We start from the raw sequence: 22,045 nt of genomic DNA, 5'->3' as shown, positions 1-22,045 counted from the left end.
AATTAAAGACTATATGAAATACTACAATCAGCATAGATATCAGTGGAATTTAAAGAAGATGACTCCTGTCGAATACAGAAATCATCTTCTTGATGCCGCCTAACTTTTTTTAAAATGTCCTTTACAAAGGGTACAGATTATACATTGCCTTCGTTTTTTTATTCCCTGTCATACTTTTGTAATATTACTACAAATCATTCGACATTTATACTTATGGAAAAGTATATTCTATTCCCTTCTCATAAATAAACGTGACGTTTCATGTCGAATTTTGTTAAGGTGTTGAAATATACCCGTGTATTTTTGTTACAATTGTGATACAATGATAACAAATAGATAACAAGAGAGGGATTTTCATTGAGTTCATACGGAAGCTTTATCGCACTTTTATGTTACATAGTAACTGTACTGCTTCTATATTTTATTGGTGATGCCGCAAACATCTCCATTTTACAATTTCCAAAAGAAGAAGCATTCCAATTAGAATCAGAAAAACATACTGCACGATCCATTGTACCACTACTCCTAGCTCTTCCTGTATATATCATCGTTTTATATAAAAGTAAAAAAGTGTAAAGGCTACCCATTTCATTTATTTCGGTGGTTTTTACATTTTTTTGTTATATTCCCCCTATTTTAAACATCATTCCATACTAAACACCCAGCTAGTCATTTAAAATGAGAAAATCCCCTAGAAAAAATTCCACTCTCTGTCCAGTCACTAACTACCGAACTTACATAGATTATAAGTGTGAAGGGGGTGATGAGGATTATGTTTGGATCATTTGGATGCTGTGATAACTTTAGAGAATGTCATCATCATGAAAGAGAGCGCGACCATCGTGAGAAAGAGAGAGAGGTTAAGCCACAACAACCAGCTGTATGTAACGTACTTGCTAGCATTTCAGTTGGAACAGAACTTTCTCTTTTAAGCATTAAAGGTATCGGTTCTTTCAACAATGTAATTTTTGAAGGTTTCGCTAACGGTGTTGCTCTTTTCTCTGCTTTAGCTCGTAACAATAATGATAAAGATAATAAAGACGACAACAAAGATGATAAGAACCGTCAACGTAATACTTTTAATGGCATTTTACGTGTATGCCCAACTGATATTGTTGCAATCGCTATCTAATTCTGTCTCTTATCCTCGATAGTAAGCAAATAAGATTTACTTTTCTCATAGAAAAAACCTGAGACCGATTTCAAATCGACTCAGGTTTTTTTATTAATTAGATGCTTTTAACTAGTTCAACAACTTCTTCAGCAGTTGACATCATTAATGCTTTTTCTGCTAATGTTTCCATTTCTGCTTTTGACAACTTGCTTAGCTGTGTTCTTGCAGGAAGAATAGATGTTGCACTCATACTGAACTCATCTAAACCTAATCCTAATAGTAATGGGATAGCAAGTGAATCGCCCGCCATCTCACCACACATACCAGCCCATTTGCCTTCTTTATGAGCAGCATCGATAACCATTTTTACAAGACGTAAAATAGATGGGTTATATGGTTGGTATAAGTAAGATACTTGTTCGTTCATACGGTCTGCAGCCATTGTGTATTGAATTAAGTCGTTTGTTCCGATAGAGAAGAAATCAACTTCTTTTGCGAATTGATCTGCTAGTACTGCTGAAGCTGGGATTTCAACCATCATACCAACTTCAATAGAATTAGAAACAGTTGTACCCGCTTCTACAAGTTTCGCTTTCTCTTCTAATAAAATCGCTTTCGCTTGACGGAACTCATCAAGAGTTGCAATCATTGGGAACATAATTTTTAAGTTACCGTATACGCTAGCACGAAGTAATGCACGAAGTTGTGTACGGAACACATCTTGCTCATCAAGACATAAGCGAATTGCACGGTATCCTAAGAATGGGTTCATTTCTTTTGGTAAATGTAAGTATGGAAGCTCTTTATCTCCACCGATGTCAAGCGTACGAACAACGACTGGTTGACCTTCTTTTACACCGTCAAGAACTGCTTTATACGCTTCGAACTGCTCTTCTTCTGTTGGAAGATTGTCACGGCCCATGTATAAGAATTCTGTACGGTATAAACCGACGCCTTCTCCGCCATTATCGATAATACCTTGTACATCATTTGGTGTTCCGATATTTGCAACAAGCTCAACGTGATGTCCGTCACTTGTTACAGTAGCTTGGTCTTTTAATTTTGCCCATTCAGCTTTTTGCTCTTCAAATTTCGCTTTCTTTTCTTCAAACGAACGAAGAGTTTCTTCTGATGGGTTTACGATTACTTCTCCATCTAAACCGTCAATGATAACGATATCGCCGTTTTGGATTTTCTCCATAACAACTTTCGTACCAACAACAGCTGGAATTTCCATAGAACGAGCCATAATTGCAGAGTGAGATGTACGTCCACCGATATCAGTAGTGAAACCTTTTGCATACTTACGGTTTAGCTGAGCTGTATCAGATGGTGTTAAATCTTCAGCAATGATGATTACCTCTTCAGAAATTGTACCAGGATTTGAAAAGTTAATTCCTAGTAAATGTGCAAGAACGCGTTTTGTTACGTCGCGAATGTCCGCAGCACGTTCTTTCATATATTCGTTATCCATGTTTTCAAACATAGAAATAAACATTGATGCAACTTCATCCATTGCAAATTCAGCATTTACTTTTTCGCTATTTACTTTATCTTTTACTGGGTTTACTAGTTCTGGATCATTTAGCACTAATAAATGTGCTTCAAAGATCGCAGCTTTGTCAGCACCTAGCTCAGCAAATGCGTGGTCCTTAATAGCTTCTAATTCAGTTTTTGCTTTCTCAAGCGCAGCGTCTAAGCGTGCAATTTCTGCAGCCTCGTTTGTAATTGATTTCTTATCGATGTTAAATTCAGGATTTTCAAGTCTGAAAGCCTTTGCAATAGCAATCCCACTTGATGCAGCGATCCCTTGAATGTTAAGAGTCATTATTCTCCTAATCCTTCGTTTTTCATAGTTTCTTCGATAGCTGCTAGTGCTTGAGCTGCATCATCACCATTTGCAGTGATTTTAATTTCTGCGTTTTGTTGAATGCCTAAAGACATAACGCCCATGATTGATTTTAAGTTAACGTTCTTTCCGTTATACTCTAAGTTAATGTCAGAACCGAATTTGCTTGCAGTGTTTACAAGTAGAGTTGCTGGACGAGCATGAATTCCTGAGTCGCTAGTTACTTTAAAGATTTTTTCCATGATAATTTATCTCCTTTAAATTACAGTATTTTTTAGTTGTATAGACGTGAGTACTACATCATCTATTGTATATAATAGGCGATGTTCGGTCAACCACATCGCCTATTATAATTATAAACATTTTGCGTCAAATTCCTACTGAATGTCAATAATAGCGGTTTCGCCCTTCTTAACATTTCCATCTTTTTTCAATTCGACTTGTTGCCCTTGTTGTAAGTTTGTAAAGACAATTGGTGTAATGATAGATGGTGCATTTTCTTTTACAAATGCAAGATCTACTTTTAATAATGGTTGGCCTTGTTTCACCTTGTCGCCTTGTGCTACAAGCGCTTCAAAACCTTCACCATTTAATTTTACAGTATCAATACCGAAGTGAATTAAAATTTCTTTTCCGCCTTCAGATTGAATACCAATCGCATGTTTTGTAGGGAATACATTGACAATCTCACCGTTCACTGGAGAAACTACTGTTCCTTCAGTTGGCTCAATTGCAAATCCGTCTCCCATCATTTTCCCTGAGAATACTTGGTCAGGTACTTCTGTAATTGGTAAGATTTTTCCTTCGATTGGTGATACAATTGTTTCATTTTCATCAACTTTTTGAGGAGTTTCTTCCACTTTTACAGATTCTTCTTTTTCAACATGAGGTGTACGACCTGACATAATATCATGAATTTGTGATTTTAATGTGTCAGATTTCGGTCCGAAAATAGCTTGAATGTTATTTCCAACTTCAAGTACACCAGCTGCTCCAAGTTCTTTTAAGCGGTCTTTGTTTACATTCTTTTGTTCGTTAACTTGAACACGTAAACGAGTAATACAAGCATCTAAAGAAGCAATGTTTTCTTTACCACCAAGTGCTACTAATACTTCACGAGGGAGTTCGCCTGCTTCTGCTTTTCCTGCGCCGTCATTTGCATTTGCCACTTCACGACCAGGTGTTTTTAGATTCCATTTACGAATTGCAAAGCGGAATCCGAAGTAGTAAATAACTGCTAGTACAAGACCAACAATAATTACCCACCACCATGCTGTACGGCCTGGTAGTACACCGAATAATAGGAAGTCAATTAAACCACCAGAGAATGTCATACCAATTTTAACACCTAAAATTTGCATTGTCATAAATGATAGACCAGCAAATACAGCGTGAATTCCGAATAATACTGGCGCTACGAATAAGAATGAAAATTCAAGTGGCTCTGTAATACCTGTTAAGAAAGATGTTAATGCTGCAGAACCTAAAATACCTGCTGCTAATTTTTTATTTTCTGGACGTGCTTCATGGTACATTGCTAAAGCTGCTGCTGGAAGACCGAACATCATGAACGGATACTTACCAGTTGTAAATGTCCCTGCTGTTAATTCTACACCGTCTTTTAACTGTGCCATAAAGATTTTTTGGTCACCACGGATTAATTCGCCAGCTGCATTTGTATACTGACCGAATTCGAACCAGAACGGTGAATAGAAAATGTGATGTAATCCAAATGGAATTAATGAACGTTCAATTAAACCGAATATAAATGCTGCGATTGTTCTATTTGCATCAATCATTTGATGTGAGAACGTGTTTAAGCCACCTTGAATGTATGGCCAAACGAAGCACATGATAATACCTACTATTAAAGAGAATGTTGCAGTTGCGATCGGTACGAAACGCTTACCTGCAAAGAAACCTAAGTATGATGGTAATTCAATGTTGAAGTATTTATTATAGCAATATGCCGCTACTATACCGACGATAATACCACCAAATACCCCTGTTTGTAGCGTTGGAATACCTAATACGTTTGCATACGCTGGATCTGTAAATCCAATTTTTACTGGGTCTGCTCCAGAACTTGTTACTTTCACTAGCTTATCTACTTCTAAGAACACACTCATCGTTTTGTTCATAATTAAGTAGCCAACGAATGCTGCTAAACCAGCTACTCCGTCTCCACCAGCTAAACCAATTGCTACCCCAACTGCGAATAATAATGCAAGGTTAGCGAAAATAATATCACCAGATTGTTCCATAATTTTTGCAACCATTACGAACCAATCTGCTTTTAAAGCAGGAATAACATTTGTTAACTGTGGATTTTGAAATGCATTACCAAACCCAAGTAAAATACCTGCCGCCGGTAAAATCGCTACTGGAAGCATTAACGCTTTTCCGACTTTTTGAAGAACACCAAAGATCTTCTTAAACATGGAAACCCTTCCTCTCTTATCTATATTGATACCTTCCGACAAACGCCAAAAAGACATGAGGAAAAAAAGATAGAACGATAGCTATACAAAGGGTAGTATATCCCTTTCTCTAGCTTACATTCCTTACTTTTCTCCACTCATGCCTGATCGAATCAGTAACACGTGTCAAAAATAGGTTTACGTATAAGTTCACTATAATTAAGGCAAACGTTTTCGTTACTCACCTTAATGTGTTTGTCGAAATTTGTATAACTTTGCAATAGTTATTATACATAACTATTGTAAGCGATTCAATCATTTTTTTTAACGTTTTCATTTTAGACAAAAATATATGACTTTTTACACATGCTCTGCCTTTACTAAGCGTTGCAAGTGCATCGTTAAATAAATACTTTCAGCTTCATATACAGGTAGTTGCAACTCTTTTTGCATGACCTTAACTAGCTTCCAAGCCAAGTTATAGCAAACTGGATACTCCGCCTTTAATAAATCAGCAAAACTTTGCGATTCCTCTACTTTTTCTCCTTTTTTCACCCTCTCAATAGCATATTGAAGATGACGAATAAGACGTAAATAATGAATGCTCTCTTGATCTAATGTAATTTGTAAGTTTGTCTCAATTAAAGATACAAGTTGTGCAATGAGACGGGAGTTTTGATTAACTGAAGATAAATCAGAATTTGTAAGCGAACTGTAAATGTGAAGTGCAATAAAACCAATTTCTCCTTCAGGCAATGTAATTTGCAAACGAGAATTTAAAAGTTCTACAACACCTTCCGCAATTTCATATTCCTCTGGATAGAGCATTTTTGTTTCAACTAAAAAAGGGTTATCAATTGTAAGTCCTTGTTTTAACCTTTTAATCGCAAATGAAATATGATCTGTTAACGCAATATGAATATGTTCATTTAGTGGAGATTTCGCTTTTCCTTGAATGTACAGCATAATATCGTTCATCAATTCAATTAATTTTTCACTAATATGCGGCACTAATAATTTGTATTGTTCACGATCACGTTCATTTTTTAAGACAAACATTTTTTCGATTTGTTCTTGCTCCAATACATCTTTCGCTTTTTTCCCAAATCCAATTCCTTTACCAATCACTACTACTTCCTCGTGTTCCGGATGGCTAGCAATGATGACATTATTATTTAAAACTTTTTTAATTTCTAGATAATTACTCATATAACACCACCCTCGTACTTAAATAGCCTACTTTTATGTTACAGAATATTCTTCTTTGTCGTCAATGTAAAACATCTGCCATTTAATAAAAATTCATTTTTTAGACATGTTTATATATGATGCGTATAATGTAAGAGCAACTGTACATAGAAAGGAGATAACAGCATGATTAAAATGTTTGTAAGTGATATCGATGGTACAATGATGCAACACGGAGGTCTTATTGACGAACAAGATGTTGCGGCACTGCGCAGCCTTGCCGAGCAAAATGTTATTCTTTGCTTCGCTTCCGGAAGACTTGATAATGAAATTGCAGACTTAATGAAAGCTGTAAATACAAATTTTCATCGCATTAGTGTAAATGGTGTTTTTGTATATACACATGAAAATAAACAACTATTATCTGCAACTTTTGATTCCAGCATACTTCCCGATTTGTTAGCTATGACGAATGAAGATCCTTATTTCCGTTATGTAAGTGATGAGCATAATTATTACATTGAAGAGAAAACACCTTTCATTCAAGAACTTGAACAACAAGTAACTATGACTTCTGTTGAAGAACCAAACTTACTACAGAAGATTGATGATACAATTTTCCCAAATAAAATTTCTGTCGGTGGAACAAAGGAGAGCTTACAACTCCTTCAGAAAAAAATTGATGAAAAATTCCACGGGAAAGTTAGTACTTTTATCTCAGCAGAACAATGTTTAGATGTAATGCCACCGAATGTTAGTAAAGGCTCTGCCATTTCTGTTTTATTAAATGAGTTTCAAATAAAACCTGAGGAAATTGCTTGTATAGGGGATTCTTATAATGACATTCCTATGTTTTCTTTAACTCCTCACAGTTTTGCTATGTCGCAAGCAGATGATGCAGTAAAAAAACACGCTCACTATGTAGTAAATCACGTCAAAGATGCTGTTAACCACGTAATTGCTCATAATAAAAATACGACTCATTCCTTATAAGGATGAGTCGTATTTTTATTTCTTTACATGTTAATCATTTTCAATTCCACTGTACTTCACAAACTGAAATATACTATTTGTTACGTGCGATATTCGTAATAAATTTATAACGATCTCCACGATAAATACATTTCACGTACTCTAGCGGTATCTCACCTTCTGAATATGACCATTGACGCATTACAAGTACAGGCGCCTTTTTAGGAATATGCAGATGTTCAGCTTCATTTTCCGTCGCAACGGAAGCTTCAATTGACTGAGTAGCGCTAACAAGTTTAAAGCCCAGTTTTTTCTCTAAATGTTCATATAAAGATTGTTGCAATATCTCTTCGTTAATATCTTTTACAAGAGCTGGCGACAAATATGTCGTCTCAAAAGCAATCGGTTCATCATCAGCTAAGCGAATACGCCTCACTTCATAAACCGATTCCCCCTCCTGTATTCTCAACCGGTCTGCTATTTTAGCAGTAGCTGGAACTAGGCGGAAACTAAGTAATTGACTACTTGGGTTCATCCCACGAGAAATCATGTCTTCTGTGAATCCCGTCATTCCTTGCAATTTTTGTTCCACTTTCGGAAGTTGGACAAATGTTCCAATTCCACGCTTCCGATATAAATAGCCTTGTTCCACTAAATTATTAATCGCCTGTCTGATTGTCATTCGACTCACTTCGAACTTATCACAAAGTTCATTCTCAGATGGGATTTTATCTCCCGGCTTCCATTCGCCGTCCTCAATTAGCTGTTTCACCCACTCTTGAATCTGATAATAGATCGGAAATGGTGAATACTTGTCGATGTTCATCAGCAATCGCCTCACTGCATAAAGATAGAGCTTCTTGATCAGCGATTACGGTTACATTCGGATGACGTTGTAAAACTGTAGCCGGACACTCTTCACTATATTCACCTTGCAATAATTCTTTAACAGCTTCTGCCTTTTTAGAACCCATAGCAACAAGTAGAACTTGTTTCGCTTTCATAATGCTTCCAATTCCCATTGTAATCGCATGAGTTGGCACATCTTCTTCTTTTTCGAAGAATCGAAGGTTTGCTTGGCGTGTAGATTCTGTTAATTCAACAATGTTTGTTGGAGAATTAAACGGTGTTCCTGGCTCATTAAATCCGATGTGACCGTTTTCACCGATTCCAAGAATCTGTAGGTCAACTGGGTTAGCAGCTAGAATGCTCTCGTAACGTTTGCACTCTTCCTCTAAATCACTTGCCATCCCGTTTGGTACATAAGTTTGTTTAAATGGAAGATGATCAAACAACTGTTCTTGCATGAAATAGTGATAGCTGTTTTTATCTTCATGTGGTAAATTTACGTACTCATCTAAGTTTACAGTGGTTACACGGCTTGTATCAAGTTTATTTTTTCGCATTTCTGCATAAATACCTAATGGAGAGCTTCCTGTAGCCATTCCTAATGTTGGATTTTCTTTTGTTTTTACAACTTCTTCAATTAATTTATAACCTGCTTCTGCTAATTCTTCTGGAGTTTTTACAACAAGAATATTCATTTAATTACTTCCCTTCCTTCATATGAATTCCTAAACGAACCGTATCATATACATGTAAATCTTCATTCATCACAACAAAGTCTGCATCTTTTCCTACCGCTAATGCACCTTTATTATTTAATCCAAACTCTTCTGCTTGGTTAACTGATGTCATAAGTACTGCATCTTCGATTGAACAACCTGTAAATTCAATTACATTTCGGAAAGCTTGATCCATTTTTAGAATACTACCAGCTAACGTTCCATCTTCTAATCGAGCACTACCATCTTTTACATGTACTGGCTGTCCGCCAAGCTCATATAATCCATCTTCAAGACCTTTTGCACGCATTGCGTCAGTAATAACACTTACTTTTTTCGGTCCTTTTAACTTATATGCTAATTTCACCATATCAGGGTGAATATGAATACCATCTGTAATTACTTCAACCATTACATCTGGATTTAATAACACATGACCCACAACTCCTGGTTCACGGTGATGTAATCCACGCATTTGATTGTATAAATGTGTCGCATGTGTAATCTTTCTATTTTTTAGTTGCGCATCAATTGCATCTGTATGTCCCATTGTGCCAACTACACCAGTTTCAGCAAGATATTGTTCAAACTCTAATGCTCCCTCTTCTTCTGGTGCATATGTTACTAATTTAATTAAGTTCCCACTTGCTTCTTGCCATTGTTTAAATTGCTCAATATTTGCAGGAACGATATGTTCAAGTGGCTGTGCACCTGCACGTTTCTTTGAAACATAAGGTCCTTCTAAATGAATATATTCGAAATGCGCTCCTTTTTCTTTTGCTTCTTTCGCAGCAGTTAACGCTGCTTCAATTGCCTCTGGAGCTTGTGTCATTGTTGTTGGGAAGTAAGTTGTAACCCCTTCTTTTAACATTTCTTTACCTAGAGTTACTAACCCATCGCTATTTGCATCCATCGCATCAATATCGTATCCACCATGAATATGAACATCGATCATACCTGGAATTATAATCTTCCCTGTAGCATCAAAAACAGTTTCATTTTCTTGTGGTACATATTGAGCCATCAAACCAATTTCTTTAATGGTTTCTGCGTAACGAATAAATCCGTTTTCCACTATTTCTTGACCTGTGTAAATTTTGGCATTGATGACAATTTGCGTTTTCATTTTCATCGATCCTTTCCCATGAATTACCTACTTGTTATTATTACCTTATTCGCCTAGTTCCATCTTAATATACGCACGAGTAGTTGTCTATACATTCTAATGAAATTTCCTTTTTATTCAACAGAAAAGGAAATTTCTTACGTCTCTTATAATTATAATATATATTATTCATTTTTCCAAAAAGGGACAGTATCGCCCCCTAATATAGAAATCACTTCAACAATGGCATTAATCCGCTAGATTCTAACATAATATGTTCACCATCTGTTTCCATTTCTACTGTACGTTTATTCGTTCTATATACCATTATACCGTGCCTTTTTAAGCGTTTCACTACACTTTGGTGAGGATGTCCATACGGATTATTACTCCCGTACGATAGAATAGCAAACTGCGGTTCCACTTTTTTTATAAACGTTTCACTTGTTGAAGTATATGAGCCATGATGCCCCACTTTTAACACATCTGCATGGACATCAAATTGTTTTAATATTTCATGTTCTGTCCGTACATCCGCGTCACCCATTAATAAAAAATCCGCTTTTCCATATCGCACCTTTAAAACAATTGAGGATTCATTATTTTCATCTTTTGATTTCCCGTTGTTTAATACTTGTATAGAAACATGTGGATCCAGCGGTATATATTGTCCTTCCTTTACTGAAACGAAAGGTATCCCTCTTTTTTTTATATTATTCCGATACGTATGATAAGTAAGAGAACTATATGTTTTTCCGCTATCTAATATAAGCGATACCGGCATTTGCTCTACAATTGGAATTAACCCCCCTATATGATCCATATCGGGATGCGTACTGACAATTACATCTAAATGATTAATCCCTTTCTCAATTAATTTCTGAATAATAACCTCTCCTGCTTCATAAGGTCCTCCATCAATTAACATTGTTTGTCCATTTGGCATTATAATAAGTGTTGCGTCACCTTGCCCCACTTTTAAAAAGCTCACTTTCATTTTACTAAGATGTTGCCGATGCATATGTAAAGGAGACGTAGTATGAATGGACATCATATACCTTTTAGCTGATGCGCTATTTAAAGAAAAACATAATAAAACAGAAACTAATAATAAAATAATCCGCATACCTCTCATAACTCGTCTCCTTTTTTCATTTAGTATGGCACTGTAAATAATTGATATACAAAAAAAGCTTAGCAAAATGCTAAGCTTTTATTTCGATATCTCTTGTAAAGAACCGAAGAATAAATCTGCTTCATTCATTTGTTCATTCTCTTCAGAAAGCGGTGGTAAATCATCTAATGTTTTCAATCCAAATGTGTCTAAAAATTCTTTTGTTGTTCCGTATAAAATAGGACGCCCTGGTCCTTCTGCTCTTCCCATTTCTTTTATAAGTAAATGTGAAACCAACGTTTGTAACGCCTTATCAGTTTTAACTCCTCTAATCTCTTCCATTTCAGTCCTTGTGATTGGTTGGCGATATGCAACAATCGCTAACGTTTCGAGGGCAGCTTGTGAGAGTGAAGCAGCTGTTGGTGTATCTATTAATTTTTGATAATATGAAGCATGTTCTTTCTTTGTAGCAAAACGATATACTTTTGCATACTGTACAATTTGCAAACCACGGTTTGCACCTTCACATTCTTGTTGCATTTCTTCTAAAATATTAATTGCTTCATTCATTTCAATTTCAAGAACTTTCGCTATTTGTTCTGGATAAATCCCTTCATCACCAGAAACAAATAAAAGGCCTTCAATAATTGACTTTTGTTCTTTCCTATCCATTTCACGAGCTCCTTCCTTCTATTTTCTCATAAAAATACACATCAAAAAACCGAATCACAATTAATGCGTTCGGTTCAATATTTTTTCTCTTGTTCCAAACGATACATTAAAACATAGCATGAGATAAAATGTTGCTATCCCATTTTCACATACTTGCTCTATGCAGATTTATTAGAGCTTGATACGAAAATTTCATCAAAATTATGTTCTTGCTCAATTATGATTTGTTGGTTTTTCATAAGTTCCAGAACTGCTAAAAATGTTACAACCATTATTTCACGTTCATCATCAACAAACAAATCATAAAAACTTTGGCGACCACCCTTTATTTTTAACTGTTTTAAAATATCAGTCATTCGCTGTTCAATTGGTATTTCTTGACGAGTAATACGTGTTGTTACAGGTTTTTTTGCCTTTTTACGGCGCATTAATTTTTGAAATGCCGCTAGCATATCATATAACGTAACATCAAGAGGTAAGCTTGTCTCCTCTTCTTGTTGCAACGATGTAAAGTCAATTGGTGGACGTGTATATAGCTGTGCTCTTTCTTGTTCTCTTTCTTTTAACTCAGTAGCAACTTGCTTATATTTCTTATATTCAATTAACCTCTCCATCAATTCTTGACGAGGATCATCTATAAAATCATCACCGTTATCAAGTACATCTTCTTCATGTTTCGGCAACAACATCTTACTTTTAATTTGTAATAACGTTGCAGCCATTACTAAATACTCACTTGCAACATCTAATTGAAGTTCTTTCATCGTATGCACATAAGATAAATATTGCTCTGTAATATCTGCTACAGGAATATTATATATATCAATTTCATAACGATGTATTAAATGTAACAATAGATCTAACGGCCCTTCAAAAGCCTCTACTTTAAAATTATATTGCACAAAGCATCCCACCACATTTTTTCTATAACAACATAAGTATAGAGCATACTCATGTTCTATCCAACCTTTTTAAGAAATTTAATTAAAAATAGACCGATGCCTATGTCATCATGCCCACCACTTCATATGATAACAGTGTAGTAAGAACAATGTAGGAGGTCAAAAAACTATGGGTCACGTTGATTGTGGTTTTAGCGGTGGGTTCGCATTACTTGTTGTACTGTTTATTTTACTAATTATTGTAGGAGCAGCTTGCTTCTGCTAATATGAACAATAACGGCTAGGGGGAAACCTCCTAGTCGTTTATTGTTCATATTTCTATGATACACTTATATGTATAACCGTTAGATAGGAGCGAGAAAACATGTATCCTACCGAATACATACAATTTTTAATTCATTTCCATGGAGATTATGACTATTTTGAATGCCACGAAATACTAGAAGAGTATTGGAAGACAAAACCAAGAGGTAATCGTGATCATTACTTAGTTGGTCTCATTCAAATTGCAGTTTCTTTATACCACCAAAGACGTGCTAATTGGAATGGTTCTACAAAAATGATGAAAAGCGCAATTACAATTTTAGAAAAAAGCGGTGTGCCTTTACAACGTTTAGGAATTAATCAAGTACAACTTCTTTCCTTGCTCAATGAAAGATTGCAATCTATCCATAAAAAAGAACGTTTTGTACCTTTATTTTTACCCTTATCAGATTCATCGTTAGAGAAGCAGTGCATAGAGTTATGTCAAAAACAAAACCTCTCTTGGAAAGACTTGAATGCTATCCCAGGTGAATATATTATAAACAAGCACACTTTGCGTGATCGCACAGAGGTCATTACTGAACGAAACGAACAATTACAAAAAAGAAAGCAGAGATAATAAACTACTTATCTCTGCTTTCACGAATGTATATTTTGTTCTAGCCCTTTACATTTTTCGCAAAAACTTGCTGTTTGCTCATTTCCGCAAATTGTAAACTCAAGAAATTTACTCTTTAACTCTTGAACCATCTTCGTCCCAATCCCCACATGACGGTGAGACGGGTTCACACTCAAATGCTGAATTTCTAATACTTGATTCTCTTTTTTTACAATCCCCATTATTCCAACAAAATCTTCATTTTCTTTCCACAAATACAATTGCCAATCATCTTTTGCTTCATATTCTTTCATTGTCAATTGTAATGTTTTCACATCTTTTTCAGTTGGCATAAACGAAAGAAGCCCCATTGCAATTTTTTCATAACTTTTTTTAAAACGAATTAACATAACCCTTATCCCTTCTTACAAAAGTTACAAACTAGTAATCCCCTCAATCACTCTTTTCATATCACATTCATTTTACAATATTTTCAACAGAGTGAGAAGAGTCTAAAACAACTTGATAATCATACAAAGCGAAAAGAAGAAAGTCAAATCTATGTTTCAGCACTATTCCTTTAATAAATAGAGTTAAAAAAAGAAAATTTTATATGGAATGGAAAGAAACATATCATTCAACAGCACTTCATTTATAGTTACTCTAAAGCAGCACAATTCTAGCAAAATTAATATAACAAAAAATATTTATTGAAACATATAATGTAATGTATTCTATGTAATTGGTTAAAGGTTTGTTCTCACAAGCAATATATTTTAGCAACAATACTACTTGTATGATGAGCTGTAGAAGTAGTACTCAATCTCATTAAAAATAAAAAAGAGAGCAAAAGCTCTCTTTTTCCTTACCTTATTCTTCCCAAACTTTAACTTCTTTCATTACATCGCCTTGACGCATTTTTAATACTGTTTCAATACCGCTTGTTGCTTTACCGAATACAGTATGAACACCATCTAAATGCGGCTGTGGCTCATGAACGATAAAGAATTGGCTACCGCCTGTGTTACGGCCAGCATGAGCCATAGAAAGTGATCCTACAAGGTGTCTATGAGGGTTTCCATCAGTTTCACATGGAATAGAGTAACCTGGGCCACCTGCACCTGTACCTGTTGGGTCTCCACCTTGGCTTACGAAGCCAGGAATAACACGGTGGAATGTAACACCGTCATAAAATCCTTGCTCTGCTAATTTTTTAAAGTTTTCTACTGTTTTCGGTGCTTCTTCTGGGAAAAATTCCAAGTCGATTTTTTCACCGTTTTCCATTAATATGTATCCTAAAGTTTTCATACGTATATGTCTCCTTTCAACTATCTCAGCACTATATTACCACATTCATGACTAGAAACAAAAAGAATCCGACAATCTAGATACTTCTTTTTTGAAATGTGGAAAAAGCTAGGTGACAAATAAGAAATATATACTATAATAACTTTGTTGCCCGAAAATTTTAGAAAGAGAAAGGGAGCGATTTTTCGTGAAAACGAAATTACTAGCTCTGCTATTAGCTGTAACGGTATTTATGATGCCAACAGCTTCGTTTGCAGACATCATCGAGGGAGAATCAATTGTTACATTAGGAGAGAACTTATCTGAACAACAAAAACAAGATCTGTTAAAAGAAATGAAAGCACCGAAAGATGCTACAATTATTACTGTATCTAATGCGGAAGAACATAAATTTCTAGAAGGCATTGTTCCAAAAGCACAAATTGGTACGAGAGCAATTTCTTCTTCTATGATTACATACACAAAACCAGGATCTGGTCTTATTGTACGATCAAAGAACATTAACTGGGTAACAGATGCAATGTACACTAACGCTTTGATTACAGCAGGTGTAAAAGATGCAGAAATTCAAATTACTGCACCTTTTAAAGTTTCAGGAACTGCAGCTTTAACTGGATTAATGAAAGCATACGAAACTGCGTCCAATAAACAAATTCCTGAAGAAGTTAAAAAAGTAGCGAATGAAGAAATGGTACAAACAGCCCAGCTTGGTGATAAAATTGGTGAAGAAAAAGCAGTTCAACTTGTTGCAAAAATTAAAGAAGAAATTGCAAAAGAACAGCCAAAAACAACAGAAGATTTACGTTCATTAATTAAAAAAATTGCTGATCAACTCGGCATTACATTGACAGATGAACAGTTAGATAACTTAGTATCGTTATTTGATAAAATGAAAAATCTTAATATCGATTGGAATCAAGTTGGTAGTCAATTAAACAAAGCAAAAGAACACGTTTCTGCCTTCTTAGGTTCTGAAGAAGGACAAAGTTTTCTAGATAAAGTGAAAGATTTCTTCTCAAGTATCATTGATTTTGTTAAATCTTTATTCAAGTAAAAAAGAAGCCCGCCAGTGACGGGCTTCTTTTTTATACAAGTAATGGTAATTTCATAACAGCCTCTTCAACCGAACGCACTATATGATTTGCTTTCTCCTTTACATATGGATGGGCATGATGAAGAGTAAATGAATGCGGGGTTACTTCAAACATAGAAATATCATTGAAAGAATCTCCAATACAAGCAACTTCATTTGCTTCAATTTGCAAATGGTCCATTAGTCGCTTTAGAGCACTCCCCTTACTCACGCCTCTTGGCATAATATCAACATAGCGTTTACCTGATATAAAAACTTCCGCTTCGCCTTGAAACGTATCTCGTAGCTCTTGATCTAACGTCACAATTTTCTCTTCTTCTCCAAAAACAAACAATTTTGCAGGGTGTACAGTCTTACCAAACTCTTCTTCTAACGCTTCAATTTCAGCGATATGCACGCCCATATACGCTTCAAAATTATGGTGATGTTCATTCTTCCTTTTTGTATATCGCTGCTCATTTGCACAAACAATATCCGCTAGTCCTTTTTTATGTATATATCGATATATTTCCTGGGCAACCACATTTTCAAAACTCGATTCATGAAATAAATTTCCATCCGGAAGCAACATTGTCGCTCCATTTAAGCCAGTTGTGTAATATGGGAATGAAAACCTTTTTACAACTTCATCAATTCTGTGTGTAAAGCGGCCAGAGGCAAAACAAATATTTGTCCCTTTCTCAGCTAACCAACACAGCGCACGTTCATCTTCTTTTTGCATATGATTCACATCGTAAACGAGCGTGTCATCTAAATCACTTACAAATAATTTAATCATGTCCTCTTCCCCTTCCATACACAATATCTACTCTAAGTGTACACAAAAAATGTTTGATTTTTGTTAAAAAATAATAAATTTTTGCTAAAAAAAATAAACGGGTGTATAATCCCGTTTATTTTTGTCTTTTTACATTTTGAGGTCTTACAATACTTGGTCGTACTTTTAAACTAGACATCGTTGGACGGAGTAAAATTTTTGTTAATGCGCCCCAATCAAATGGTAAAAACGGCCATAAATAAGGTGTTTGTAAACTTTTTATAGACGTTAAAAATAAAATTAATATCGTCATACCAATTACAAATCCCATCTCATGGAAGAGACCTGTTAAAATAATAACAAACAATTTCCCAACCTTATTCCCTAATCCTAATTCATAACTCGGTGTTGCATATGCACCAATCATCGAAACTGCTACATACAAAATTACTTCTGGCACAAACAAACCTACATCAATTGCAATTTGACCAATTAATATAGCGGAAATCAACCCTGCTGCAGACGATAACGGCGTTGGAGTATGAATGGCTGCCATCCTTAAAAACTCAAGTCCGACCTCTGCCATTAACACCTGTAATAAAATTGGTAAATGCGTCATCTTAGTCGGTCCAATAAAAGCAAGATTTGCTGGCAAAAGAGTTGGATCAAATACAAACACTAACCAAAATGGTAATAAAAATAACGAGAATATAACACCTAAAAAGCGCACCCAGCGTAAAAATGTACCGACAGCTGGATTTTGTCTAAACTCTTCCGCGTGCTGTAAATGATGAAAATATGTTGTCGGTGTAATCATAGCACTTGGCGATGTGTCAACAAGTACTAACACATGTCCTTCTAGTAGATGATTTGCTGCTACATCTGGCCTTTCTGTATATCGAATAAGTGGAAATGGGTTATAGCTTTGCTTTACAACAAATTCTTCTACTGTTTTATCCGCCATCGTAATTCCATCTACATCGATGTTATTTAATTCTTGTTTTATAATCTTTACTAAATCTGGATTTGCAACATCTTGAACGTATGTAATGCAAATATCCGTTTGTGATCTATCTCCTACTCGAACCATTTCATTTCGAAGACGTGGATCTCGAATTCTTCTACGGATTAATGCTGTATTTACAACGATATTTTCAACAAATCCATCCCTTGCACCGCGTACTACCTTTTCGGTATCTGGTTCTGTCGGCGTTCGCCCTGGATAACTACGAACATCGATTGCAAACGCTTCCGTTTCACCTTCCACAAATATCACGATGAGTCCTGATAATACTTGGAGCATTACCTCATCCATCGTTTTCACTTTACTTACTTGTTGATGGATTAAGCGATTCTCTAAAAGCTTCACTGTATCTTCTTCTACATCCCTTATCTCATTTGTATCCACCGCTTCTTCTAAAATAGGGATAATATAATTTGTATCACAAAGTCCGTTTACAAATAACACACCAATTTCTTTATTCAAAATTTGAAATTTACGAATGCCAACATCGTATGTAACGCCTAGCCCAACTGTCTGCTTTAAATAATTTTCATTGTCACTTATGAAAGTTGATATAGGGATATCCACTTTTTTAGGCTTCGTCATAAAAACCACTCCTTTCCAAAATTAATTGAATTGCTTTCTTCGTAATAGGTGATCCCCTCTCCCATTCATCATTTCCACACATCTTACCAATGTCACCGACTCCAACGATGACAGGAACATTCAAGTCATCTAAACAATAAATTGTATCTCCGCTAATTCTGCCAATTTCGCCATCTGGAAGTCCAAATTTATCAACACCGTATTCGGTTAAATTCCCATTCCGATCTACACTTACATCTACACGTGCCCATTCCCAATGATGCGTATTAGACGCTACCGCTAAAATACCGAGCACATCAATTTGTTTATGGGTAGCCACATATTTTAAAGCCTTTTCACCAGATCCTTCTCCAATAAATCCACTGTCATCAAACATGACAAATACAGGGTCATATGGCGTTTGCATAATAAGCTCAACAACTTTTTTCCCTGTCAATTTGGTTGGATTACTTTGTGATGCTGAAATACACCTTCCCCCAAATTCCTTCGTTAAAAGCTCAATTGTCCGCTTTGCATATTCATCTCCATCTGTGACCAAAACAACCCTTCGTCTCATTTGATTTATCCTTTCGGTTTACATATAAGTGCTATAAAAAACGAAAACAATATCGCTGCGGAAATGCCCGCAGACGTTAAACTAAACATGCCAATACCAATTCCTAAATATCCATGTTTTTCTGCTGCATGCATTGCTCCGTGCAATAGTGAATGTCCAAAACTTGTAATAGGGACTGTTGCTCCAGCACCTGCAAACTTTATTAGTTTATCGTACAATCCAAATCCATCTAAAATTGCTCCGATGACTACAAAAGTTGCCATTAAATGAGCTGGTGTTAACTTTACGAAATCTAACAATAGTTGCCCAATTAAACAAATAACTCCACCTACAAGAAATGCATATATAAAATCCACAATTCACTCTCCTTTAACTCTCTCAAATACGACACCATGTGCAATTGTTGGAATCGTTTCCTTCTGTTGCATCATCATCGGGCTTAATAATGCACCAGTCGCAACGACAAAAATTCGTTGTAAATTCCCTTTTTGCATCTCGTGTAATAAATGACCATATGTGACAACTGCTGAACAAGCGCAACCACTACCACCTGCAAACACTTCTTCTTGACTTGATTCATAAATCATCAATCCACAATCATTGTATATATGCCCAAGATCATAACCTTCCTCAAGTAAAAGTTGTTTCGCAATCGGCGTCCCAACAGCTGATAAATCACCCGTAACAATCAAATCATAATCATCGGCACTTCTTCTTAAATCTTCAAAATGTTGTTGAATTGTATGAGCTGCTGCTGGAGCCATCGCTGCCCCCATATCCAAAGGATTTGTAATTCCTAAATCTTGCACTTTTCCAATTGTAGCCGACGTAATTTTAATTGCACTTTTTTCATTGCTAATTAATATAGATCCTGCACCAGTCACAGTTGAATTTGCTGTCCCTGGCTTTTGTCCACCGTACTCTGTTGGATAGCGAAATTGTCTTTCAGCCGTTGCATTATGACTACTTACTGTAGCTAAGACACGATTTGCAAATCCACCGTCTATAAAAGCTGAGCCAACTGCTAAAGTCTCCATAGACGTCGCACAAGCGCTAAACATTCCTAAAAAAGGAATGCCCCACTTACGCGCAACATAATTTGCTGTCACTGTTTGATTTAATAAATCTCCCGCTAAAAAGAAATCAATTTGCGATGTTTTTATATTCCCTTTTTGCACTGCTTGTTGAATTGAGTCTGACATTAATCTTCGTTCGGCAAGCTCCCAATTTTCTTCTCCACAATGCAAGTCACCATATGAAATATCAAATTTTTTCCCAAGAGGGCCCTCAGCTTCTTTCGGACCGACAGCAGTACCCGTTGCATTCACATATATATCATTTTGAAATACCCACGTTTGTTTTCCGGTCAACCTCATACTAGCCCTCCTTTAAGACATAAAAATTTTAAAGGTATACCTTATTAACCCAATGATATATGCACCAACAACCCCAAATACAATCACACTTCCTGCCAGTTTAAACATATTTGTAGCAATCCCTAGAACAACCCCTTCGCTCTTATGTTCTAAGGCAGCGCTCGCCATAGAATTTGCAAATCCTGTTACCGGTACCGCTGATCCTGCTCCAGCAAATTGACCGATTTTATCATATACACCACACCCTGTTAAAATCGCGGATAATAAAACAAGGGTTGCAACAGTTGGGTTTCCTGCCTCTTGTTCACTGAAGTGAAAATAATGTATATAAAATTTCATCAATACTTCTCCAACTGTGCAAATGAGTCCACCTACAAGAAATGCTTTGATACAATTTAGTAAATAGTTTGGCTTTGGATGATACTCCTTCACTTTATTTATGTAATCATCCTTCAATTTCTGACTTGTCATTTATATACTGCCTCCTACTTTACGAAATAAATCCAGTGAAACAACGATCCTATTACTTTCCCAAGTACAAGAGCAACGAGTAAAACAATAATCTTCCCCTCTACCCCTACTCGTTTCGCTAAAATAGGCAGAACATTTAACACCTCTGTTAATGCCGCAGCAAGCATTCCGATGAATGTGCCACAAAATATCCCTAATATAACGAGCCAATACTGCGACGTTTGAAATGTAATGTTTTTCAAACTGCACCAAGCCCCTGTTAAAGTACCTGCAATGACTGCCCACTCAAAATATTGAATATGCTTTCCACTTCTCGTTAATTGGGCTAAACGGGGGATTATACCAAGTACAGCTAAAAATGCGACATATCCGCTACCTACCGCAATCCCTCCAGCTAAACCAATTAAAATAACAAATCCAGACTCAATCATCGGCAAGTTGTTTCATATTATCCTTGTTTTCATTAACGATTACATACTGATCAAGTGACTGTTGGTATTGAAACATCTCAACTTCTAACGGACTCGGCTCTTCATTAATTCGCTTTTGAAATACATGATTAAAAAATAAAACCATCCCTAAGCCAAGACCTAAAGAATAAGGGATTTGAAATAAAAGTGGTTGCGCATTAAATTCTCCAGTAATCATGTAATATAACCGTTGATGTACTTGTTGCATACTTACATCTTCATGGAAATAAATGATCGCAAGGGCCGCTCCAATGAACAGTAACAGCCATACAAGCCCGAAAAAAATTGGGTGTGTCTTCTTTTTTTCGTATATAATTTCAACAAGAGTTTGTCCAGAACCGAGTAAATTAATTTGTACATGAGATGCTTTCTGTTGAATAATCTCAATTACTTTCATAACATCAATTACAACATGCGTCTTATCATGCGCTGTTATTTTGTAAACTATCTCATTTTGTAACAACTCAACTACGGAAGAATCTCCGGCAAGTTGAGCAACATCGCCCAGCTTTACTTCATAAGTAGGAGAAACTTTTAAACGATTGCGCATTTTAATATAAATCGTTTGTTCCAACTTTCATTCACCCCTTCACTCTTCCTCGTAGTTGTAGTATGGTTATTGAATTTTTTTCTAATACAATT

General features: G+C 35.8%; 27 protein-coding genes. 7 read left to right on the top strand and 20 right to left on the bottom strand.

The annotated features are described in order from the left end of the window. From ACTFSL_RS24500 to ACTFSL_RS24490, 3 genes are all read left to right on the top strand, one after another. Window positions 1-103, top strand: a 103-nt coding sequence (locus ACTFSL_RS24500) for an IS3 family transposase (RefSeq protein ID WP_400154740.1), incomplete at its 5' end; no start/stop codon positions are given. A 254-nt stretch (window positions 104-357) separates the two neighbouring features. After that, window positions 358-576: a hypothetical protein gene (locus tag ACTFSL_RS24495; RefSeq protein ID WP_000100485.1), complete on the top strand. Its 219-nt coding sequence runs from the start codon at window positions 358-360 to the stop codon at window positions 574-576. A 196-nt stretch (window positions 577-772) separates the two neighbouring features. Next, window positions 773-1,132 (top strand): DUF3915 domain-containing protein, encoded by a 360-nt coding sequence (locus ACTFSL_RS24490; RefSeq protein WP_000468043.1) that lies wholly within the window; start codon window positions 773-775, stop codon window positions 1,130-1,132. A 97-nt stretch (window positions 1,133-1,229) separates the two neighbouring features. Here the strand turns inward: ACTFSL_RS24490 and ptsP are convergent, their stop codons facing one another. The 4 genes from ptsP to glcT form a co-directional block, all read right to left on the bottom strand. Next, window positions 1,230-2,942: a phosphoenolpyruvate--protein phosphotransferase gene (gene ptsP, locus ACTFSL_RS24485; RefSeq protein WP_119683886.1), complete on the bottom strand. Its 1,713-nt coding sequence runs from the start codon at window positions 2,940-2,942 to the stop codon at window positions 1,230-1,232. Continuing rightward, on the bottom strand, window positions 2,942-3,205 hold the full coding sequence (ptsH, locus tag ACTFSL_RS24480) for a phosphocarrier protein HPr (RefSeq protein WP_000411080.1): 264 nt from the start codon (window positions 3,203-3,205) through the stop codon (window positions 2,942-2,944). The genes ptsP and ptsH overlap by 1 nt, the downstream gene beginning before the upstream one ends. Before the next feature lie 135 nt (window positions 3,206-3,340). After that, window positions 3,341-5,404: a PTS glucose transporter subunit IIABC gene (gene ptsG / locus ACTFSL_RS24475; protein ID WP_440042539.1), complete on the bottom strand. Its 2,064-nt coding sequence runs from the start codon at window positions 5,402-5,404 to the stop codon at window positions 3,341-3,343. A gap of 339 nt (window positions 5,405-5,743) precedes the next feature. After that, window positions 5,744-6,592, bottom strand: a complete 849-nt coding sequence (gene glcT / locus ACTFSL_RS24470) for a glucose PTS transporter transcription antiterminator GlcT (RefSeq protein WP_000073858.1) — start codon at window positions 6,590-6,592, stop codon at window positions 5,744-5,746. A gap of 165 nt (window positions 6,593-6,757) precedes the next feature. Here glcT and ACTFSL_RS24465 point away from each other — a divergent pair, with 165 nt between their 5' ends. Beyond that, on the top strand, window positions 6,758-7,564 hold the full coding sequence (locus ACTFSL_RS24465) for a Cof-type HAD-IIB family hydrolase (protein ID WP_000594243.1): 807 nt from the start codon (window positions 6,758-6,760) through the stop codon (window positions 7,562-7,564). Between the two features lie 73 nt (window positions 7,565-7,637). Here ACTFSL_RS24465 and ACTFSL_RS24460 read toward each other — a convergent pair whose 3' ends face one another. From ACTFSL_RS24460 to scpA, 6 genes are all read right to left on the bottom strand, one after another. Beyond that, entirely contained in the window at window positions 7,638-8,369 is a 732-nt protein-coding gene (locus ACTFSL_RS24460) for a GntR family transcriptional regulator (protein WP_014894892.1), read from the bottom strand. Next, complete coding sequence (gene nagB / locus ACTFSL_RS24455) at window positions 8,299-9,087, bottom strand: glucosamine-6-phosphate deaminase (protein WP_001024210.1); 789 nt, start codon at window positions 9,085-9,087, stop codon at window positions 8,299-8,301. Before nagB ends, ACTFSL_RS24460 begins: the two co-directional genes overlap by 71 nt. 4 nt (window positions 9,088-9,091) lie before the next feature. Beyond that, window positions 9,092-10,234, bottom strand: a complete 1,143-nt coding sequence (gene nagA, locus ACTFSL_RS24450; protein ID WP_002179749.1) for an N-acetylglucosamine-6-phosphate deacetylase — start codon at window positions 10,232-10,234, stop codon at window positions 9,092-9,094. A 211-nt stretch (window positions 10,235-10,445) separates the two neighbouring features. Then, on the bottom strand, window positions 10,446-11,348 hold the full coding sequence (locus ACTFSL_RS24445; protein WP_001214826.1) for a ComEC/Rec2 family competence protein: 903 nt from the start codon (window positions 11,346-11,348) through the stop codon (window positions 10,446-10,448). A gap of 78 nt (window positions 11,349-11,426) precedes the next feature. Beyond that, window positions 11,427-11,999: a segregation/condensation protein ScpB gene (gene scpB, locus ACTFSL_RS24440; RefSeq protein ID WP_000375168.1), complete on the bottom strand. Its 573-nt coding sequence runs from the start codon at window positions 11,997-11,999 to the stop codon at window positions 11,427-11,429. Window positions 12,000-12,157: 158 nt separating this feature from the next. Beyond that, window positions 12,158-12,901, bottom strand: coding sequence for a segregation/condensation protein A (scpA, locus tag ACTFSL_RS24435; RefSeq protein WP_001199753.1), 744 nt, complete (start codon window positions 12,899-12,901; stop codon window positions 12,158-12,160). Window positions 12,902-13,070: 169 nt separating this feature from the next. Between scpA and ACTFSL_RS24430 the strand changes: the two genes are divergently transcribed. After that, the gene (locus tag ACTFSL_RS24430) at window positions 13,071-13,166 is read left to right on the top strand and encodes a YjcZ family sporulation protein (RefSeq protein ID WP_000510194.1); all 96 of its coding nucleotides are present in this window, start codon (window positions 13,071-13,073) and stop codon (window positions 13,164-13,166) included. A gap of 99 nt (window positions 13,167-13,265) precedes the next feature. Then, window positions 13,266-13,784 (top strand): DUF309 domain-containing protein, encoded by a 519-nt coding sequence (locus tag ACTFSL_RS24425; RefSeq protein WP_000283597.1) that lies wholly within the window; start codon window positions 13,266-13,268, stop codon window positions 13,782-13,784. 20 nt (window positions 13,785-13,804) lie between these two features. Here ACTFSL_RS24425 and ribT read toward each other — a convergent pair whose 3' ends face one another. Then, window positions 13,805-14,173 carry a GNAT family N-acetyltransferase RibT gene (ribT, locus tag ACTFSL_RS24420; RefSeq protein WP_000908401.1) on the bottom strand — a complete coding sequence of 123 codons (369 nt, stop codon included), beginning with the start codon at window positions 14,171-14,173 and terminating at the stop codon, window positions 13,805-13,807. A 460-nt stretch (window positions 14,174-14,633) separates the two neighbouring features. After that, entirely contained in the window at window positions 14,634-15,071 is a 438-nt protein-coding gene (locus ACTFSL_RS24415; protein WP_000853782.1) for a peptidylprolyl isomerase, read from the bottom strand. 187 nt (window positions 15,072-15,258) lie between these two features. Here ACTFSL_RS24415 and ACTFSL_RS24410 point away from each other — a divergent pair, with 187 nt between their 5' ends. Next, window positions 15,259-16,125 carry a DUF1002 domain-containing protein gene (locus tag ACTFSL_RS24410; protein WP_000850515.1) on the top strand — a complete coding sequence of 289 codons (867 nt, stop codon included), beginning with the start codon at window positions 15,259-15,261 and terminating at the stop codon, window positions 16,123-16,125. Between the two features lie 31 nt (window positions 16,126-16,156). Here the strand turns inward: ACTFSL_RS24410 and ACTFSL_RS24405 are convergent, their stop codons facing one another. The 8 genes from ACTFSL_RS24405 to ACTFSL_RS24370 form a co-directional block, all read right to left on the bottom strand. Then, on the bottom strand, window positions 16,157-16,960 hold the full coding sequence (locus ACTFSL_RS24405; RefSeq protein WP_002026273.1) for a Cof-type HAD-IIB family hydrolase: 804 nt from the start codon (window positions 16,958-16,960) through the stop codon (window positions 16,157-16,159). A gap of 97 nt (window positions 16,961-17,057) precedes the next feature. Continuing rightward, window positions 17,058-18,530, bottom strand: coding sequence for a spore germination protein SpoVAF (spoVAF, locus tag ACTFSL_RS24400; RefSeq protein ID WP_000165595.1), 1,473 nt, complete (start codon window positions 18,528-18,530; stop codon window positions 17,058-17,060). Then, a complete protein-coding gene (locus ACTFSL_RS24395) occupies window positions 18,517-19,086 on the bottom strand; it encodes a stage V sporulation protein AE (RefSeq protein ID WP_001254415.1) in 570 nt (189 codons plus the stop codon). Before ACTFSL_RS24395 ends, spoVAF begins: the two co-directional genes overlap by 14 nt. Window positions 19,087-19,091: 5 nt before the next feature. Then, on the bottom strand, window positions 19,092-19,442 hold the full coding sequence (gene spoVAE, locus ACTFSL_RS24390) for a stage V sporulation protein AE (RefSeq protein WP_000345916.1): 351 nt from the start codon (window positions 19,440-19,442) through the stop codon (window positions 19,092-19,094). A gap of 3 nt (window positions 19,443-19,445) precedes the next feature. Next, on the bottom strand, window positions 19,446-20,462 hold the full coding sequence (spoVAD, locus tag ACTFSL_RS24385) for a stage V sporulation protein AD (protein WP_001241166.1): 1,017 nt from the start codon (window positions 20,460-20,462) through the stop codon (window positions 19,446-19,448). A 12-nt stretch (window positions 20,463-20,474) separates the two neighbouring features. After that, window positions 20,475-20,933 carry a stage V sporulation protein AC gene (spoVAC, locus tag ACTFSL_RS24380; RefSeq protein WP_000203810.1) on the bottom strand — a complete coding sequence of 153 codons (459 nt, stop codon included), beginning with the start codon at window positions 20,931-20,933 and terminating at the stop codon, window positions 20,475-20,477. Window positions 20,934-20,947: 14 nt separating this feature from the next. After that, window positions 20,948-21,364, bottom strand: coding sequence for a stage V sporulation protein SpoVAB (gene spoVAB / locus ACTFSL_RS24375; protein ID WP_000572936.1), 417 nt, complete (start codon window positions 21,362-21,364; stop codon window positions 20,948-20,950). Further along, window positions 21,357-21,977, bottom strand: coding sequence for a stage V sporulation protein AA (locus ACTFSL_RS24370; protein WP_000438369.1), 621 nt, complete (start codon window positions 21,975-21,977; stop codon window positions 21,357-21,359). The genes spoVAB and ACTFSL_RS24370 overlap by 8 nt, the downstream gene beginning before the upstream one ends. Window positions 21,978-22,045 lie beyond the last annotated feature (68 nt).

The sequence above is a fragment of the Bacillus cereus group sp. MYBK108-1 genome, from assembly GCF_051917185.1.
GTDB lineage: Bacteria > Bacillota > Bacilli > Bacillales > Bacillaceae_G > Bacillus_A > Bacillus_A cereus.
The sequence above is the reverse complement of the archived record's forward strand: the minus strand, read 5'-3'. Positions and strand labels throughout refer to the sequence as shown.

Coding starts and splice junctions, on each gene's coding strand:
- ACTFSL_RS24490 (WP_000468043.1), top strand. CDS start 773: ATGTTTGGATCATTTGGATGCTGTGATAACTTTAGAGAATGTCATCAT.
- ptsP (WP_119683886.1), bottom strand. CDS start 2,942: ATGACTCTTAACATTCAAGGGATCGCTGCATCAAGTGGGATTGCTATT.
- ptsH (WP_000411080.1), bottom strand. CDS start 3,205: ATGGAAAAAATCTTTAAAGTAACTAGCGACTCAGGAATTCATGCTCGT.
- ptsG (WP_440042539.1), bottom strand. CDS start 5,404: ATGTTTAAGAAGATCTTTGGTGTTCTTCAAAAAGTCGGAAAAGCGTTA.
- glcT (WP_000073858.1), bottom strand. CDS start 6,592: ATGAGTAATTATCTAGAAATTAAAAAAGTTTTAAATAATAATGTCATC.
- ACTFSL_RS24465 (WP_000594243.1), top strand. CDS start 6,758: ATGATTAAAATGTTTGTAAGTGATATCGATGGTACAATGATGCAACAC.
- ACTFSL_RS24460 (WP_014894892.1), bottom strand. CDS start 8,369: ATGAACATCGACAAGTATTCACCATTTCCGATCTATTATCAGATTCAA.
- nagB (WP_001024210.1), bottom strand. CDS start 9,087: ATGAATATTCTTGTTGTAAAAACTCCAGAAGAATTAGCAGAAGCAGGT.
- nagA (WP_002179749.1), bottom strand. CDS start 10,234: ATGAAAACGCAAATTGTCATCAATGCCAAAATTTACACAGGTCAAGAA.
- ACTFSL_RS24445 (WP_001214826.1), bottom strand. CDS start 11,348: ATGAGAGGTATGCGGATTATTTTATTATTAGTTTCTGTTTTATTATGT.
- scpB (WP_000375168.1), bottom strand. CDS start 11,999: ATGGATAGGAAAGAACAAAAGTCAATTATTGAAGGCCTTTTATTTGTT.
- ACTFSL_RS24430 (WP_000510194.1), top strand. CDS start 13,071: ATGGGTCACGTTGATTGTGGTTTTAGCGGTGGGTTCGCATTACTTGTT.
- ACTFSL_RS24425 (WP_000283597.1), top strand. CDS start 13,266: ATGTATCCTACCGAATACATACAATTTTTAATTCATTTCCATGGAGAT.
- ribT (WP_000908401.1), bottom strand. CDS start 14,173: ATGTTAATTCGTTTTAAAAAAAGTTATGAAAAAATTGCAATGGGGCTT.
- ACTFSL_RS24415 (WP_000853782.1), bottom strand. CDS start 15,071: ATGAAAACTTTAGGATACATATTAATGGAAAACGGTGAAAAAATCGAC.
- ACTFSL_RS24405 (WP_002026273.1), bottom strand. CDS start 16,960: ATGGAAGGGGAAGAGGACATGATTAAATTATTTGTAAGTGATTTAGAT.
- spoVAF (WP_000165595.1), bottom strand. CDS start 18,530: ATGACGAAGCCTAAAAAAGTGGATATCCCTATATCAACTTTCATAAGT.
- ACTFSL_RS24395 (WP_001254415.1), bottom strand. CDS start 19,086: ATGAGACGAAGGGTTGTTTTGGTCACAGATGGAGATGAATATGCAAAG.
- spoVAD (WP_001241166.1), bottom strand. CDS start 20,462: ATGAGGTTGACCGGAAAACAAACGTGGGTATTTCAAAATGATATATAT.
- spoVAC (WP_000203810.1), bottom strand. CDS start 20,933: ATGACAAGTCAGAAATTGAAGGATGATTACATAAATAAAGTGAAGGAG.
- spoVAB (WP_000572936.1), bottom strand. CDS start 21,364: ATGATTGAGTCTGGATTTGTTATTTTAATTGGTTTAGCTGGAGGGATT.